Source organism: Pseudomonas sp. GW821-FHT10B02 (genome assembly GCF_059415665.1).
The window spans coordinates 185,744-201,715 of the sequence record NZ_JBWKNR010000013.1; the positions used below are offsets into that span (position 1 = coordinate 185,744).

The following is a 15,972-nucleotide window of genomic DNA, read 5'->3' on the forward strand; positions in this document are numbered from 1 at the left end:
ACATGGGTGCATCTTAGTAGTTATGCACGCTGTCGAGAACCTTCAAGGGAGACTGCAATGACCGATCAAGCCTTCGCCCAGGCCGATCCGCAGTGGCTGGAGCTGATCAGCCTGGCCCGCGACTGGTTCGCCGGCCCCCTGGGGCAGTTGATGCTGCATGAAGAACAACGCCTGCTCGAAGAAGAGCTGGGGCGCTACTTCGGCGGCTATCTGGTGCACTACGGTCCTTGTGCCGAAGCGCCGCCCAAGGCCCCGCAAGTGCAACGCAACGTGCGTCTGGGCGCGCCGTTGCCCGGGGTTGAGATCGTCTGCGAAGAACAGGCCTGGCCGCTGAGCGAGCACGCCGCCGATGTGGTGGTGCTGCAGCATGGCCTGGACTTCAGTCTGTCGCCCCACGGCCTGCTGCGTGAAGCCGCCAGTAGCGTGCGTCCGGGTGGGCACCTGGTGATCATCGGTATCAACCCCTGGAGCAGCTGGGGTGTGCGTCGGGTGTTTGCCCATGATGCCCTGCGCAAGGCACGCTGCATTTCCCCGTCACGGGTCGGCGACTGGCTGAACCTGCTCGGCTTCGCGCTGGAGAAACGCCGCTTCGGGTGCTATCGTCCGCCGCTCGCATCGCCGGCCTGGCAACAGCGCCTGGCGGGCTGGGAGCGGGTCGCCGGCGGCTGGCAAGGCGCGGGTGGCGGTGTCTACCTGCTGGTGGCGCGTAAAATGGTGGTCGGCCTGCGGCCACTGCGTCTGGAACGTCGTGAACCGATGGGCAAACTGCTGCCATTGCCGATGGCCAAGGTCAACCGGCGCCATTCCGAACCCTGAGTTCCGGGCCTGCAAGGCGCGGGCTCCAATCATTGATGAATAGGCTGTAAATGAGCGATAGCGTCGAGATCTTTACCGATGGTGCCTGCAAGGGCAATCCTGGCCCGGGCGGCTGGGGAGTGCTGATGGTCTGCAAGGGCGTCGAAAAGGAGCTATGGGGCGGCGAGCCGGAGACCACCAACAACCGCATGGAACTGATGGCGGCGATCAAGGGCCTGGAAGCGCTCAAACGTGAGTGTGAAGTGCTGTTGGTCACCGACTCCCAATATGTGATGAAAGGCATCAACGAGTGGATGGTCAACTGGAAAAAGCGCGGCTGGAAAACCGCTGCCAAGGAGCCGGTGAAGAACGCCGACCTCTGGCAACTGCTCGATGAGCAGGTCGGGCGCCACAAGGTGACCTGGAAGTGGGTGCGCGGGCACATCGGCCATCATGGCAACGAGCGCGCCGACCAGTTGGCCAACCGCGGCGTTGACGAAGTACGCGGGCTGCGCTGAGCACGCCAGCCGCCACTTGCCCACCAGCTGAGGTAGAATGCCCGGCTTTCACCAGACAAGCTGTACGCGACAGGAGACCACCGGCGTGGAGATTCAGAGCAACAGGTCGGTCGTCCTCGACACCGAAACCACGGGTATGCCGGTTACCGACGGCCACCGGGTCATCGAGATCGGTTGTGTCGAACTGATGGGCCGGCGCCTGACCGGGCGGCACTTCCACGTCTATCTGCAACCGGATCGCGAAAGTGACGAAGGCGCCATCGGCGTACACGGCATCACCGACGCCTTCCTGATCGACAAACCGCGTTTTGCCGAAGTGGCCGATGAATTCTTCGACTTCATCCAGGGCGCTCAGCTGATCATCCACAACGCGGCGTTCGACGTTGGCTTCATCAACAACGAATTCGCGTTGATCGGCCAGCAAGACCGCGCCGATATCTCCCAGCATTGCACCATCCTCGATACCCTGATGATGGCCCGCTCGCGGCATCCGGGGCAGCGCAACAGCCTCGATGCATTGTGCAAGCGTTACGGCATCGACAACTCCGGCCGTGAGCTGCACGGCGCGTTGCTCGACTCGGAGTTGCTGGCCGACGTCTATCTAAGCATGACCGGCGGCCAGACCAGCCTGTCACTGGCCGGGCAGGGCGCCGATGGCGAGGAAAACGGCGAAGACAGCCGTGGCAGCGAAATCCGCCGCCTCATCGGTCGTCAGCCGGGACGCATCATTCCGGCTACCGAGCAGGAACTGGAAGCTCATCTGGCACGCCTGGAAGCCATAGCCAAATCGGCGGGCGGTCCGGCGTTGTGGCAGCAATTGTCCGAGGCCAACTGAGGCAGAATCCGCGCAAGGGGGCTGGCGAGCTTCTACCCTGAAATGACCGACCCGTCATTCGGAGCAGGCGCCCCCTCATGTACAAGGACCTCAAGTTCCCTGTTCTGATCGTTCACCGCGACATCAAGGCCGATACCTTAGCCGGTGAGCGCGTGCGCGGTATTGCCGAGGAACTGGCCCAGGATGGCTTCAGTATTCTTCCGGCGATCGATTATGCTGAAGGCCGCTTACTGGCTTCGACCCATCATGGTCTGGCCTGCATGTTGATCGCTGCCGAAGACGCTGGTGAAAATACCCATTTGCTGCAGAACATGGTCGAGCTGATCCGCCTGGCCCGGCTGCGTGCGCCGCACTTGCCGATCTTTGCCCTGGGCGAGCAGGTGACCCTGGAAAATGCCCCTGCCGATGTCATGAGCGAGCTGAACCAGCTGCGTGGCATTCTCTATCTGTTTGAAGACACCGTGCCGTTTCTGGCCCGGCAAGTGGCGCGGGCGGCACACAACTACCTGGACGGCTTGCTGCCACCGTTTTTCAAAGCGCTGGTGCAGCACACCGCACAATCCAACTACTCGTGGCACACGCCGGGGCACGGCGGCGGGGTGGCCTATCGAAAGAGCCCGGTGGGGCTGGCGTTTCATCAGTTTTTCGGTGAGAACACCTTGCGCTCGGATCTCTCGGTTTCAGTCCCCGAGCTCGGCTCGTTGCTGGATCACACCGGCCCTCTGGCGGCGGCTGAAGCCAGGGCGGCAAAGAACTTTGGCGCCGATCACACTTTCTTCGTCATCAACGGCACTTCCACCGCCAACAAGATCGTCTGGCATTCGATGGTCGGTCGCGATGACCTCGTGCTGGTGGACCGCAACTGCCACAAGTCGGTGGTGCACGCGATCATCATGACGGGTGCCATTCCCTTGTATATGTGCCCGGAGCGCAATGAGCTGGGCATCATCGGGCCGATTCCGCTGAGCGAGTTCAGCCCCGAGTCGATTCGCGCCAAGGTCCAGGCCAACCCCCTGACCCAGGGGCGGGCGCCCAAGGTGAAACTGGCGGTGGTAACCAATTCCACCTATGACGGGCTTTGCTATAACGCCGAGCTGATCAAGCAAATGCTGGGCAACAGTGTCGAGGTGCTGCATTTCGACGAGGCCTGGTACGCCTACGCGGCGTTTCATCCGTTCTTTGCCGGCCGCTATGCCATGGGCACTTCATGCACTGCTGACAGCCCTCTGGTGTTCAGCACCCACTCGACCCACAAGCTGTTGGCGGCCTTCAGCCAGGCTTCGATGATCCATGTGCAGGATGGTGGCGCACGACAGCTGGACCGTGACCGTTTCAATGAAGCGTTCATGATGCATATCTCCACGTCGCCGCAGTACAGCATCCTGGCTTCGCTGGATGTAGCTTCAGCAATGATGGAAGGGCCGGCCGGGCGTTCGCTGTTGCAGGAAATGTTCGACGAAGCGCTGAGTTTTCGTCGGGCCATGGCCAACTTGCGCAAGCATATTGCTGCCGACGACTGGTGGTTCAGTATCTGGCAACCGCCGCAGGTCGAGGGTGTGCAGCAGGTGAGCACAAGTGACTGGCTGTTGGCGCCGCAAGCGGACTGGCACGGGTTTGGTGAAGTCAGCGATGACTATGTGCTGCTTGATCCGGTCAAGGTCACTCTGGTCATGCCAGGGCTTAACGCAGGCGGTGCCTTGAGCGAGCACGGAATCCCGGCGGCGGTGGTCAGCAAGTTTCTCTGGGAGCGTGGCCTGGTGGTGGAAAAGACCGGGCTCTATACCTTCCTGGTGCTGTTCTCCATGGGTATCACCAAGGGCAAATGGAGCACTTTGCTGACCGAGCTGCTGGAGTTCAAACGCAACTATGACGCCAACACCGACCTGCTCGAAAGCCTGCCCTGCGTCGCCCGTCTTGACCCTGAGCGCTATCAGGGGCTGGGCCTGCGCGACCTGTGCGATCAGTTGCATGCCTGCTACCGCAGCAATGCCACCGCCAAGCAGCTCAAACGGCTGTTCACGCGTTTACCAGAAGTGGTGATGAAACCCGCCGATGCTTATGACCGGATGGTGCGTGGAGAGGTGGAGGCGGTACCGATTGACCAATTGCTTGGACGTGTTGCCGCCGTGATGCTGGTGCCGTACCCACCGGGGATTCCGCTGGTCATGCCAGGCGAGCGCTTTACCGAGGCGACCCGTTCAATCATTGACTATCTGGCCTTTGCCGCCGCGTTCGACAGCGGCTTTCCCGGCTTTGTTGCCGACGTTCATGGCCTGCAACATGAAACCAGCGGGCAAGGGCGGATCTACACCGTCGATTGCATCACGGGATGCGGATGATCTCGACACCGCTGCGCGCCAGCTCGAAGCGGTTGTCGCCCAGGTGGTTGACCTTGTCACCGATGGCCAGCTTGTAAGTGGTAATAGGCAGGGATGCGGCACTACCGTCGGCCTCAAGGGTGGCTTCCTGAAACTCATGAACAGGGTAGATGCGGCCTTCTGCGTCCCGTGCATGAAACTGTCCGACCAGTACTGCTGTCATTTACCGTGCAACCTCTAAAAGTTTTCTGTCAGGCATAGACCACTGATTTGCCGGGTAAGTTTTGCTTGTGTGGAAAAAAACTTCAGGCGCTGGGTAGATCATCTATACCTACAAGTTCCTTTGTCCTACATGTCAGGAAATTGCCATGAGCCAGGTGTATTCGGTAGCCGTTGTCGTCGGCAGCTTGCGCAAGGAGTCCTTCAATCGCAAAGTCGCCCTGGCGCTGGCGGAGCTCGCGCCCTCGAACCTCAAATTGACGATAGTCGAAATCGGCAATCTGCCTCTTTATAACGAAGATATTGATGTCGACCCGCCAGCGGCTTACAAGGCGTTCCGCGAGCAGATCCGCAGCAGTGATGCGGTGCTGTTCGTCACCCCGGAGTACAACCGCTCGGTGCCGGGGGTGTTGAAGAACGCTATCGATGTCGGCTCAAGGCCTTATGGGCAAAGTGCCTGGAGCGGCAAGCCGGGTGCGGTGATCAGTGTTTCGCCCGGAGCGGTGGGCGGTTTTGGGGCCAACCATCATCTGCGCCAGTCACTGGTGTTTCTCGATGTGCCGTGCATGCAGCAGCCTGAGGCGTATATCGGTGGGGCAGCGAGCCTGTTCGACGAAAATGGCAAGCTGTCGGAGAAGGTACAGCCGTTTTTGCAGACTTTCATTGATAAGTATGCGGCGTGGGTTGACCAGCATCAGAAATAGTCCGGTGGCCTCATCGCCGGCAAGGCCGGCTCCCACAGTGGCCTGATGTCTTCAGTCTTGTGGGAGCCGGCCTTGCCGGCGATTGGGATCTGAGGATTTACACCGCTTGAGGCATCTCGCCGCGAGCCAGACGCTTGTTGATATCAGCGATCACTTCCGGTAGCTCATTGATGGTGTCGATCAGGTAATGCGGGCGTGAGCCTTCGAACAGCGCGTGGATGCGTTTGCGCTCGCTGTCCAGGGTGTCCGAGGCCAGGGCACGGTAGCCTTCGTAGGTCAGGCCCAGGGCATTGCCCGAGCACACCAGCGCCACCGTCCACATGCCGGCGCGGCGGCCTTCGAGGATACCGGGCACGGTATCGTCGACCTTGACGCAGGCCGCGACATCGTCGATCCCTAAGGCAATCACGTTAGCCAGGGCCTGCGCAGGCCAAGGGCGGCCGTTAGGGGTTTCATCGGTTGCCACAACGTGATCGGCGACATAGCCATTCTGAGCGGCCAGCTCAACCACCTTGTCCATCACCACTTTCGGGTAGCCGGAGCAGGAACCGATTTTCAGGCCGTCCTTGCGCAGGCCGGTCAGGGTGTCGAGGGCACCGGGGATCAGTGCCGAGTGCACGGCGATCTTCTCGATCTGCAAGGGCATGAAGCGCTCATAGATGGCCGTGACATCGTCGTCGGTCGGGGTGCGACCAAACACCTTGCGATAACGTTCGGCAATCTGCGGTTGGTCGCACAGGGTACGGATATGGTCCCACTTGCCCATGCCCATCGGGCCACGGGCTTCTTCGATGGATACTTCGACGTCGAATTCGGCAAAGGCTTCGACGAAGATCTGGGTCGGCGCGAAGGAGCCGAAATCGACCACGGTGCCGGCCCAGTCGAGGATGGCGGCTTGCAGTTGTGTTGGGTTGCTGTAGTTCATGTGCGAATTCCTAGAGAGAGTGGCAACGCTTCAGATATCCAGTACTTCCATTTCCCGCAGCACTTCGGCCACCGCATTCACCGCGGCTTGCATGCCGTCCGGGCCGACGACGCCGATGCAACCGACGCGGAAGGTTTCGACCTGGGTCAACTTGCCCGGGTAGAGGATGAAACCCTTGGCCTTGACCCGTTCGTAGAAGTCCTTGAACTGATAGCGTGGGTCGTTCGGGGCGTGGAAGGTCACGATGATCGGTGCCTGGATCTCGCTCGGCAGAAAGCTGCGCAGGCCGATCGCCGCCATGCCGTCGAGCAGCACTTTGCAGTTGCTGGCGTAGCGCTGGTGACGGGCAGGCAGGCCACCTTCCTCGTTGTATTGCAGCAACGCCTCGTGCAGCGCGGCGACCACATGGGTGGGGGGAGTGAAGCGCCACTGGCCGGTCTTGGCCATGTAGGCATGTTGATCCTGCAGGTCCATGGCCAGGGACGGCGAATTACCTTCGGCGGCGGCCAGGGAGGCTTTGTTGGCGAAGACGAAACCCATGCCAGGCACCCCTTCCAGGCACTTGCCGGAGGCGGCGATCAGGGCGTCGAACGGCACTTCGCGGGCATCGATCGGCAGTGCGCCGAATGAGCTCATGGCATCGATGATCAGACGCTTGCCGTGACGGGCAATCACCTCGGCGATTTCCGGCAGCGGATTAAGGATGCCGGTGCTGGTTTCGCAGTGGATCAGCGCCACATGGGTGATGCTGCTGTCAGCGGTCAGCAGGCGATCGACATCGGCAGCGGTGGTCGGTTGGTCTTCAGCGGTTTCAAAGGTGCTGTAGGCGCGGCCCAGGACCTTGCAGATCTTCGCCAGGCGCTGGCCATAGGCACCGTTGATCAGTACCAGAACCTTGCCATCGCGAGGCACCAGGGTGCCGATGGCGGCTTCGACGGCGAAGGTGCCACTGCCTTGCAGGGGCACACAGTGGTGGCTGTCGGCGCCGTTGACGATGGCCAGCAATTGTTCGCACAGGCTGGCGGTCAGTTGGTTGAAGTCACGGTCCCAGGAACCCCAGTCCACCATCATCGCTTGGCGGGTGCGGGACGAGGTGGTCAAAGGACCAGGGGTCAGCAGGATAGGGGCGTTGCTCATTCCGAAGTTCCTCACAAGCGGTGGGCTGAAACTACGGGGCCTAAGTTGCAATTCTGCGCGTCATCAATCAAATTGTTTGTTGTTATGCCAGCCATAAGTCAGGCCGATAGATATGAATTTGTTCCAGCTCCGCGCGTTTGACGCCGTGGCCCGTGAGGGCAGCTTTACCCGTGCTGCGGCGCGGCTGTTCATCAGCCAGCCGGCGGTCACCGGGCATATCAAGGCTTTGGAAGAGCATTACCAGATCACTTTGCTGCGGCGCACCGCACGGCGCGTCGAGCTGACGGAGGAGGGCACGCGCCTGGCGGCGATCACCCGGGCGATGTTTGGTCTGGCCGAGGAGGCCCAGGCCATGCTTGAGGCCAATCGCCAGTTGCTTACCGGGCGCCTGGAGGTGGCTGCCGATGGACCGCACCGGGTCATGCCGATGCTTGCCCAGCTCCGCGCACGTTACCCTGGCATTACCGTCAACCTGCGCTTGGGCAATGCCCAGGAAACCCTGGCCGCACTGCTTAGCGAACATGCGGATGTGGCCGTGTTGACCGAAGTCGAGCCGCGCAAGGGGCTGCACCTGCAAAGCCTGGGTGAATCGCGGATGTGTGCCCTGTTGCCCGTCGGCCATCCGTGGGTGGATGGCCAGGGCGAGTTACCGTTGGCCAAGCTGGATCGGCAGATCATGGTACTGCGCGAACCCAGTTCGATTACCCGGCGCACATTCGATCAGGCCTGCGCCGAGGCCAAGGTGCAGCCACGGGTGTTACTGGAGCTGGACAGCCGCGAAGCGGTCACCGAGGCGGTGGCGGCGGAGCTGGGCATCGGCATCGTCTCGTCGGTGGAAGTGGCTCATGATCCGCGGGTGGTGGCGCGTCCGATTGCCGGCAACGGCCTGATCAACCGGCACATGATCGGTTGTTTGCAACGGCGTCGTGAGCTGCGGCTGATCCAGGCGTTCCTGAGTCTGGCCGAACAGCATTGATGCAGCGCTGGCATTCTTCAGCGGTCGGCCTAAGATGGCCGGCACCGAGCAACCTGGCGCTGGATGGCCGATGAGCGAGAAAGACACGATTTCCATGCAGCTTGTGCGCGAAGCGCTGTTGCAGACCTGTCCATCGGGATTGCCCGATGCCGGTATGCTGCTGCGTGCCGGTATCGATCCGGAACAGCTCGAGTTGCCCCAGGCACGGGTTACCGCGGACGCCTATGCACGGCTGTGGCGGTTGCTGGCGCGGCGCTGCAACGATGAGTTCTTCGCCATGGACCAGCGCGGTCTGCCCAATGGCAGCCTGGCTTTTCTGACCCGCGCTGCCATGGCTCAACCGAGTTTGGGCGCCGGCCTTGATATTGCCCTGGGCTTTCTCTCACTGATGCTTGAAGACTTGCAGCCAGGACTGGTGCGTCAACAGAGTCTGGCCGAAATCGTCGTCAACGAACCACGCGAACAGCCGCGCCGTGCCTTTACCTACTTTACCTTCTGGATGATCGTGCATGGCGTGGCCTGTTGGCTGGCAGGGCGGCGTATCCCGATACTGGCCATCGATCTGCGCTGCTCGGAGCCACCGTTCTGTGATGACTACCGGGTAATGTTTTCGGAAAACCTGCAATTCGACCGTCCACGCACCCGCATGATCATCGCTGCGGACTGCCTGGAACTGCCGATAAAGCGCACGCCACAAGAGCTGCAGCGCTTTCTTGCCGAGGCGCCGGGTAACATCCTGGTCAAGTACCGTGACCCGGCAAGCCTGGCCAGGCGTATCCGCGCCAACCTTCTTGGCCTCGATCCCGCCCAATGGCCGGACGCCCGCAGTCTGGCCGGTCTCTTGTGCCTGTCCAGTGCGACCCTGCGCCGACGACTGGCCGAGGAGGGGCAGACCTATCAGGGTTTGAAGGACAGTGTGCGCCGTGAGCTGGCGATCGCCTGGCTGGCCCAGGCAGAGCCAGGCTTGAGCGATATCGCCGAGCGGCTGGGGTTTGCCGATAGCAGTTCGTTCTACAAAGCCTTTCGCAAGTGGTTCGGCTGCAACCCTGGGCACTATCGCGCGCTGGTGCAGGCGCGCGAAGACGAGGGCGGCTGAACGGGTGGTTTTCCCGGTGCCGGGGGGGGGCAAGCGACTGCAGAGTGGCAGCTTGTCAACCTATCGGTACCGACCATGTCCGAATCAGCTAAAGATATCCCGCTCGAAAAAGCCACCGATGCGTTCATCGCACAAACACTGCCTGCCTGGCTGAAAGACACCAGTCATGAACAGTTCGAGACTTTGCGCACCCGCTTCGAGAAGCATGTGCAAAGCCAGCAGGAAGTTCAAAAAGTACTTGCCAAGCTGCAATCGCTGGACAGCTTCGCCACACCTCTGCTGGAGGCCAAGCTGCTTTCGTCCCTTTCCCTGACGGTCGAGCTTGATAAGGCACAATGGCGGGAAGAGCGCCGTAAACTGGGCGTCGATGCAACAGGGCCCACGGAACACAGTAGCTATTTTGTCCGTGTGCCGGCTTTGCAGAAGTTCCTGCAGAACTTCAAGGACGCCGAGCCATTTTTCGAACAGACCGGCCTGGTCTATCCGGCTGATATGTCGGCGGAGCATACGGAGCAAGTGCTGACGACAGACAGTGCCCAGCTCGTCAGACTCTGTCGTGAGCTGGATGTGGGCAAGCAATACCAGCAACACCTGGACAGCGTACTCGACGCTGATTGCACGACCACGCTTACCGAGGACAAGCGCCTGCAATTGGCACTGGCCACTGAAATAGCGGCGCTGAAAAAGCAGTTGAAGGCTGATGACCTGGACATGCTGCGTCGGGTAGTCGCTGATAAGCCCCCGACCCACGCGCAAAGTGACAGGGTTCATGCCGGTGCTCTGCAGGCACTGGGCCATCGTGTGGAAGGTGCCCTGGCATTTGAGCTGCAAGAGATCATTCCTGTAGCTGGCGGTTTTCCGCGAACCAAAGTGCAGGGTGTGATCCTCTTTCTGCCTGACGATCCTGCGCAATCCCTGCGTGCGTTTGACACCTGGCACGAAGCCAGTCTGGCCCTCGGTAATCTGCTGCGCGATCCAGGTTATCAGCGAGGATTCAATCAGCGCATAGCATTGGCGGATCGCCCGGACTATCTGGCGACATTGCGCAAGCGCCTGGCCGATGTGAAGACCGATGCAACGGCGAGCTGTGAGGTCATTTACGACCCGCTGTTTCAGACACTGGCCATCCAGCAGTTGCAACGCATTCGCGACAACGCGCGGTTTCTTGCGGTGCCTACCGCCCAGGCCAATGCCCGCGCCAGCGCCGAGCGCCTGCTGGTTCTCGAATCTGCCGGGTTGACCGTACTCAACCTGGCAGGTTTGTTCGTCCCGGCTATCGGTGCCGTTCTGGCGGCCGACCTGGTCGCCCAGACCCTCTGCGAGGTGTGCGAAGGGGTCCAGGACTGGAGTCAAGGTCACCAGCATGAAGCTATCGATCACCTGCTCGGGGTTGCCGAGACGGTAGTGGTCAGCGCCGCGCTGGTGGCCGGCACGGCGCTGGTGGCCCGGGGTTTCACACGTAGCGCGGTGGTCGATCAACTGACCCCTGTGCTGAATGATGCGGGAAAGCCACGATTGTGGTCCGGTGATGTGACGGCTTATGAGGACACTGCCCCGCCCGGCGACCTGATTGAGCTGGATAATGGTCTGCTGTCCGATGGCACCGGGCATTGGTGGCGTCACGGCGAAACCTATTATCAGGTCAGGTCCGTCAAGGGACGTAGCGTATGGCAACTGCGTCATCCGCAACGTGAGGCGAGCTTCGGGCCGTTGCTAGAATTCAACGGCGAACGATGCTGGAAGCTGTTCACCGAACATCCCATTGAGTGGCAAGGGGCCGGCTTGATGCTGGGGCGTTTATGGCCGCCGGCTTCGAGCCTGAGTGCTCAGCGTATCGAGCAGATACTGAAGGTCGCGGATGTAGATGAAGCGCAGCTTCGCGGTCTGCTGGTGGAACGTCGGCCGTTACCGGTGGAGTTGCGTGACAGCTTGGAGCGCTTTGCCGTGGATGCCCGCGTAGATACATTCTTCGAGCAACTGGGCGAGGGGCGAGAAGACGACTCGGAGTTGTTTCAATGGTGCATTGATGCCTTGAAGATTGACACGCTGTCGATCGAGGAGCAAAGGGTAGACCTCCTTGATGATGCGCCGGCGCTACGCGAGCAATTGCTCGAGTACTTCTCGCGTCAATATGTGGCAAAGGATCCGCTGTTGACACAGACATCGCAGGATATCAAAGCGATGCTGGCATTGATCCAGCGGGACTTCAAAGGCCTGCCCGACGCCTATGCGCTGGATGTGTTGAAACTTGCCACTGACGCGCACCGTCTACGGATGGTCGCGGACAAGCGGATTCCCCTGGCAGTCGCCGAGCAGGCCCGTGCGCACCTACAGCTCGCACAGCTGACACGCATGCGCGAAGGCTTGTACCTCAACAGTAGCTATAAGCCAGAAACGGTCTCGCTGGTGTTTGCCCTGTTGCGCAAGCATGCCAGGTTATCAGGCAGCGCCGACATAGAATTGCGTGAAGGCTCCGATACCGGGCGTGTGCTGGCGCGTTTGCATCCGGGCAATGACCCGGAGGGGGTCACTGTCACGCTGGTGAGAGGTGTCGGCGGTTTCCGCTGCTATGACCCGCAGGGTCGAGAACTGGACAACGATCTCGACGATCCTGACAGTCTGGCCGAAGTCCTGCTCAGGCATCTGTCCAAGAGCGATCTCGCGCGTTTGACATGGGATGGCGCAAACGCAAAAGACCAGATCAACACTGCCCTGCGCAGCTGGCTACCCTCGGGACGCAAGGCCCTTTTCGAACTGACAGGGCTGAGCGAGATAAAGCCGCGCTACAGTCCGCTCCGACGGCTTCCCGATGGGCGCTTCGGCTACCTGCTCAGCGGTCGTGGCGAAGGCCGACACCCCTCGCGGCGTGCACTCATCGACGCGGCACGCTCACTCTATCCAACGTTAGGCTCCAGGATTCTGGACAACATAGTCACGGATCTATTAGCGACGCCGGAAACAGCCTACATCAGGCTGATTCAGCAATTTCGGCAGTACCGTCAGCTTGATGAAGCGCTGCATGCCTGGGTGGTGCAAGGGCATGCCGGCAATCTTTCCGGGGCTCGCCAACACTTTGCCGATGAGTTGCGTCGGAGCTGGCGTCTGGAGGGGCGACGGCTTGTAACGTCGAGCGGGGAATCGGCCGGTTATCGTCTGAGCCTGGTCGGCATGGACATCAGAACCTTGCCAACGTTGCCTGCAAATGCGGATTTTAACCACATCAGCGATCTGATCCTGGTAGGTCTGCATCTGGACGCAATGCCGGTAGGGTTCCTGCGCTGTTTTTCCGGGGTGCGCTGGCTTAACCTGAGCAACAACGCGCTGGTTGATGTGCCTGCAGAAATCCGCCAGTTGAACCAATTGACTACCCTGCGTCTGTCAGGTAACCGGATACGTATGACTCCGACAGCCGTCGAGTCCTTGCGCGGTCTATCTCGCTTGCACACCCTGGACTTGAGCGCCAATCCGCTGGGTGTAATCAGCCTTGAATTCCACCAGCTGTCTCGGCTTCGCGAGCTGAACCTGCGTCGGGCGAATTTGCAGGCGGTACCCGTTGGGCTGGAGTGGTGTGGACTGTTGGAGATGGCCGATCTTCGTGACAATCAGATCGCGGTGTTGCCGGAAGCCTTGCTCAATGCTCCACTGGAGACGCGCCGTGCCGTGGAGCTGCGTAACAACCCTGTACCGGTGGGTATGCTTGACCGTTTGTACGCACCCGACCCTGTGCCGGATGTGCTGCCACCGCCAGTGGTTGCGCATACGCAGGCCAGGGAGACCTGGCTTGCAACCCTGGAGGCATCGGCAAGAGCGGATCGCGAAAAACAATGGGATGACCTGCAGGCGCAACCCGGCAGTAACGAGTTTTTTCTCTTGCTTGGGAAGTTGACCGAAACCAGTGATTATCGGCAAGCCCGACAGGACCTCTCTCGACGGGTGTGGGCGGTAATCGACGCTGTCAGTGACGAACAGGTGCTGCGCCAGGAACTGTTCAAACTGGCAAGCGAGCGCGGATGTGCGGACCTGGTGATCACGTGCTTCAGCACGCTGGAGGTGCGTGTCCTGGTTGCTCAGGCGCTACGCGGGCGCGCATCAGGGGAAGAGCAGGCATCGTTGCTTGGTCTGGCGCGAGGCTTGTTTCGTCTGGATAGAGTCGAGGCGATTGCACGTCAGGACATTGAGCGGCGCGTGGCGCTAGAGACGGACAGACTGCGAAATAGCGGATTATCCGAGGAAGATGCAGCGGCGCGTGTGCGCATAGATGAGGTTGAGATCATCCTGGCTTACCGTATCGGTGTTGCCCGAACCCTGGACCTGCCTGGTCAACCAAGGACCATGCAATTTGAGCGAATCGCCGGGGTAACGCAGCAGCAGCTACACAACGCCGCCGCTACGGTGCGATGGGAGTCAGGCACCGACGCCCTGGTGACTGACATCTGTCAGAGGGATTTCTGGATAGCGTATCTGAAGCGCGAGCATGCTGCGCGGTTCCAGCAGGCTGAACAGCCATTCTGGGATCAACTGGAGGCTCTGCACGGTTTGCCGGAAGGAGAGGTACTGGCACGTAGTGAGCAGATCAAAAAAGACTTCAGGAAAGCTGAAGGCGATTTGATCGGGCAGCTGACCCGCGAAGCCCTGCGGACGTTGCCTGCGGACGATTGAAGGGTCTATGCGCCGGCCAAACCGCTCATCCCAATTGAGCGCTTTGGCCATTGCCGAGCGCCGTTCGCGGCGACAACATCGTCAGATCAAAGGTGATACTCCAACAATAAAAAATCAGGAGTCTGACGATGCGTGATTACGCTACGGCCGCAAGCGGCTTCGACTATCCCCGGGTGGCCAGCGCAACCTTGTTTGGCAGTCTCGATGCGCTCAATGCCTGTGTCGAATGCTGTGACCGGCATGTCGGCGGCAATCGTGTTGCACTGAACTGGGAGGGCCGCGATGGCAGCAGCGCCCAGTACAGCTTCGAGCAGTTGCAACAGTCCGCCGCGCGCCTGGCCAATGTGCTCAAGGCCCAGGGGGTGGGCGTCGGGGACCGGGTCGCCGGGTTGATGCCGCGTACCGCCGAGTTACTGATCACCGTACTGGCCACCTGGCGCCTGGGTGCGGTTTATCAACCTTTGTTCACTGCCTTCGGGCCTAAAGCCATTGAACACCGGCTGGAGCAGTCGGGCGCCAAGGCAGTGGTCACCGAGCCACTCAACCGCAGCAAGCTCGACGATGTGCATGGGTGTCCGACGATCATCTGCGTCGGTGCCCGGGACGGATCCAGTGATGTCGACTTCCACACGGCGCTGGCGGCTGCCAGTGATCATTGCGAGCCTGTGTTGCTGGGTGCCGACGCGCCGTTCCTGCTGATGTTCACCTCCGGTACCACCGGCCCGGCCAAACCGCTGGAAGTGCCGTTGCGTGCCATCGTCGCCTTCCAGGGTTACATGCGCGACGCCATCGATTTGCGTCCTGAAGACAACTTCTGGAATCTCGCCGACCCGGGCTGGGCCTACGGCCTTTACTACGCGGTCACCGGACCGCTGGCACTGGGCCATTCCACGACCTTTTTCGATGGCCCGTTCAGCGTTGAAAGCACCTGCCGGGTCATCAACAAATACGCCATCAGCAATCTGGCCGGTTCGCCTACCGCCTATCGTCTGTTGATCGCCGCCGGCAGCGAATTCAGCGCGCCGATCAAGGGCCGTCTGCGGGTAGTCAGTAGCGCCGGCGAGCCGCTCAATCCGGAAGTCATCCGCTGGTTTGCCGACGAGCTGGAGGTAACCATTCACGACCATTACGGGCAAACCGAGCTGGGCATGGTGCTGTGCAACCACCATGGCCTGCAGCACCCGGTGCACCTGGGCTCGGCGGGGTTTGCCATTCCCGGTCACCGCATCGTCGTGCTGGACGAGCAGGCCAACGAGCTGCCGGCCGGCCAGCCAGGCATTCTCGCTGTGGACCGCGAACAGTCGCCATTGTGCTGGTTCGCGGGCTATCACGGTTTGCCGACCAAATCCTTCGTCGGCAAGTACTACCTCAGTGGTGACACTGTCGAACTCAACAGCGACGGCAGCATCAGTTTTGTCGGCCGCAGCGATGACGTGATCACTACCTCCGGTTACCGGGTCGGGCCTTTCGACGTCGAGAGTGCGCTGATCGAGCACCCGGCAGTGATCGAGGCTGCCGTAGTTGGCAAGCCGGACCCGGAGCGTACCGAACTGATCAAGGCCTTTGTGGTGCTGGCTAGCGGTCAGCAGCCCAGCGAGGAGTTGGCTGAGGCACTGAAACAGCATGTGCGTCAGCGCCTCTATGCCCACGCCTATCCACGTGAAATCGAATTTGTCAGCGAGCTGCCCAAAACCCCGAGCGGCAAGCTGCAGCGTTTCATCCTGCGCAACCAGGAAATAGCCAAACAACAAGCTGCGCTGGCCTCGACCGCCGGCGCCTGAGGAAAGACC

At 60.8% G+C, this 15,972-nt stretch carries 12 protein-coding genes; 9 read left to right on the forward strand and 3 right to left on the reverse strand.

Annotation, left to right across the window (positions count from 1 at the left end; genetic code table 11):
* Positions 1–57: 57 nt before the first annotated feature.
* The 4 genes from AC07OF_RS20025 (at position 58) to AC07OF_RS20040 (ending at position 4,487) form a co-directional block, all read left to right on the forward strand.
* Positions 58–816: a class I SAM-dependent methyltransferase gene (locus AC07OF_RS20025; RefSeq protein ID WP_038613021.1), complete on the forward strand. Its 759-nt coding sequence runs from the start codon at positions 58–60 to the stop codon at positions 814–816.
* Between the two features lie 50 nt (positions 817–866).
* A complete protein-coding gene (rnhA, locus tag AC07OF_RS20030; protein WP_038613019.1) occupies positions 867–1,313 on the forward strand; it encodes a ribonuclease HI in 447 nt (148 codons plus the stop codon).
* Between the two features lie 37 nt (positions 1,314–1,350).
* Positions 1,351–2,148: a DNA polymerase III subunit epsilon gene (gene dnaQ, locus AC07OF_RS20035; protein ID WP_157193310.1), complete on the forward strand. Its 798-nt coding sequence runs from the start codon at positions 1,351–1,353 to the stop codon at positions 2,146–2,148.
* Between the two features lie 77 nt (positions 2,149–2,225).
* Positions 2,226–4,487 (forward strand): Orn/Lys/Arg family decarboxylase, encoded by a 2,262-nt coding sequence (locus AC07OF_RS20040; protein ID WP_495073364.1) that lies wholly within the window; start codon positions 2,226–2,228, stop codon positions 4,485–4,487.
* Here AC07OF_RS20040 and AC07OF_RS20045 read toward each other — a convergent pair.
* Complete coding sequence (locus AC07OF_RS20045) at positions 4,471–4,689, reverse strand: hypothetical protein (protein WP_157193308.1); 219 nt, start codon at positions 4,687–4,689, stop codon at positions 4,471–4,473. The genes AC07OF_RS20040 and AC07OF_RS20045 overlap by 17 nt on opposite strands.
* A gap of 145 nt (positions 4,690–4,834) precedes the next feature.
* On the opposite strand from AC07OF_RS20045, the gene AC07OF_RS20050 reads away from it, so the two are divergent.
* Positions 4,835–5,389 (forward strand): NADPH-dependent FMN reductase, encoded by a 555-nt coding sequence (locus tag AC07OF_RS20050; RefSeq protein WP_157193307.1) that lies wholly within the window; start codon positions 4,835–4,837, stop codon positions 5,387–5,389.
* Between the two features lie 97 nt (positions 5,390–5,486).
* Here AC07OF_RS20050 and phnX read toward each other — a convergent pair whose 3' ends face one another.
* Together phnX and AC07OF_RS20060 are read right to left on the reverse strand one after the other, a co-directional pair.
* Positions 5,487–6,314, reverse strand: a complete 828-nt coding sequence (gene phnX, locus AC07OF_RS20055; protein ID WP_157193306.1) for a phosphonoacetaldehyde hydrolase — start codon at positions 6,312–6,314, stop codon at positions 5,487–5,489.
* A 30-nt stretch (positions 6,315–6,344) separates the two neighbouring features.
* A complete protein-coding gene (locus AC07OF_RS20060) occupies positions 6,345–7,451 on the reverse strand; it encodes a 2-aminoethylphosphonate--pyruvate transaminase (RefSeq protein WP_038613007.1) in 1,107 nt (368 codons plus the stop codon).
* A gap of 112 nt (positions 7,452–7,563) precedes the next feature.
* Here AC07OF_RS20060 and AC07OF_RS20065 point away from each other — a divergent pair, with 112 nt between their 5' ends.
* The 4 genes from AC07OF_RS20065 to AC07OF_RS20080 all read left to right on the forward strand — a co-directional run bounded on the left by AC07OF_RS20065 (position 7,564) and on the right by AC07OF_RS20080 (position 15,963).
* Positions 7,564–8,427: a LysR substrate-binding domain-containing protein gene (locus tag AC07OF_RS20065; protein WP_157193304.1), complete on the forward strand. Its 864-nt coding sequence runs from the start codon at positions 7,564–7,566 to the stop codon at positions 8,425–8,427.
* Positions 8,428–8,497: 70 nt separating this feature from the next.
* Positions 8,498–9,523: an AraC family transcriptional regulator gene (locus tag AC07OF_RS20070; RefSeq protein WP_157193303.1), complete on the forward strand. Its 1,026-nt coding sequence runs from the start codon at positions 8,498–8,500 to the stop codon at positions 9,521–9,523.
* 75 nt (positions 9,524–9,598) lie between these two features.
* Positions 9,599–14,182 (forward strand): NEL-type E3 ubiquitin ligase domain-containing protein, encoded by a 4,584-nt coding sequence (locus tag AC07OF_RS20075; protein WP_495073365.1) that lies wholly within the window; start codon positions 9,599–9,601, stop codon positions 14,180–14,182.
* A 128-nt stretch (positions 14,183–14,310) separates the two neighbouring features.
* Positions 14,311–15,963: an AMP-binding protein gene (locus tag AC07OF_RS20080; RefSeq protein WP_157193301.1), complete on the forward strand. Its 1,653-nt coding sequence runs from the start codon at positions 14,311–14,313 to the stop codon at positions 15,961–15,963.
* The last annotated feature ends 9 nt before the right edge of the window (positions 15,964–15,972 follow it).

What these genes read in the sequence shown, in the direction of transcription:
- AC07OF_RS20080 (WP_157193301.1), top strand. Translation starts at nt 14,311, where the DNA reads ATGCGTGATTACGCTACGGCCGCAAGCGGCTTCGACTATCCCCGGGTG.
- dnaQ (WP_157193310.1), top strand. Translation starts at nt 1,351, where the DNA reads ATGCCCGGCTTTCACCAGACAAGCTGTACGCGACAGGAGACCACCGGC.
- rnhA (WP_038613019.1), top strand. Translation starts at nt 867, where the DNA reads ATGAGCGATAGCGTCGAGATCTTTACCGATGGTGCCTGCAAGGGCAAT.
- AC07OF_RS20050 (WP_157193307.1), top strand. Translation starts at nt 4,835, where the DNA reads ATGAGCCAGGTGTATTCGGTAGCCGTTGTCGTCGGCAGCTTGCGCAAG.
- AC07OF_RS20075 (WP_495073365.1), top strand. Translation starts at nt 9,599, where the DNA reads ATGTCCGAATCAGCTAAAGATATCCCGCTCGAAAAAGCCACCGATGCG.
- phnX (WP_157193306.1), bottom strand. Translation starts at nt 6,314, where the DNA reads ATGAACTACAGCAACCCAACACAACTGCAAGCCGCCATCCTCGACTGG.
- AC07OF_RS20065 (WP_157193304.1), top strand. Translation starts at nt 7,564, where the DNA reads ATGAATTTGTTCCAGCTCCGCGCGTTTGACGCCGTGGCCCGTGAGGGC.
- AC07OF_RS20045 (WP_157193308.1), bottom strand. Translation starts at nt 4,689, where the DNA reads ATGACAGCAGTACTGGTCGGACAGTTTCATGCACGGGACGCAGAAGGC.
- AC07OF_RS20040 (WP_495073364.1), top strand. Translation starts at nt 2,226, where the DNA reads ATGTACAAGGACCTCAAGTTCCCTGTTCTGATCGTTCACCGCGACATC.
- AC07OF_RS20060 (WP_038613007.1), bottom strand. Translation starts at nt 7,451, where the DNA reads ATGAGCAACGCCCCTATCCTGCTGACCCCTGGTCCTTTGACCACCTCG.
- AC07OF_RS20070 (WP_157193303.1), top strand. Translation starts at nt 8,498, where the DNA reads ATGAGCGAGAAAGACACGATTTCCATGCAGCTTGTGCGCGAAGCGCTG.
- AC07OF_RS20025 (WP_038613021.1), top strand. Translation starts at nt 58, where the DNA reads ATGACCGATCAAGCCTTCGCCCAGGCCGATCCGCAGTGGCTGGAGCTG.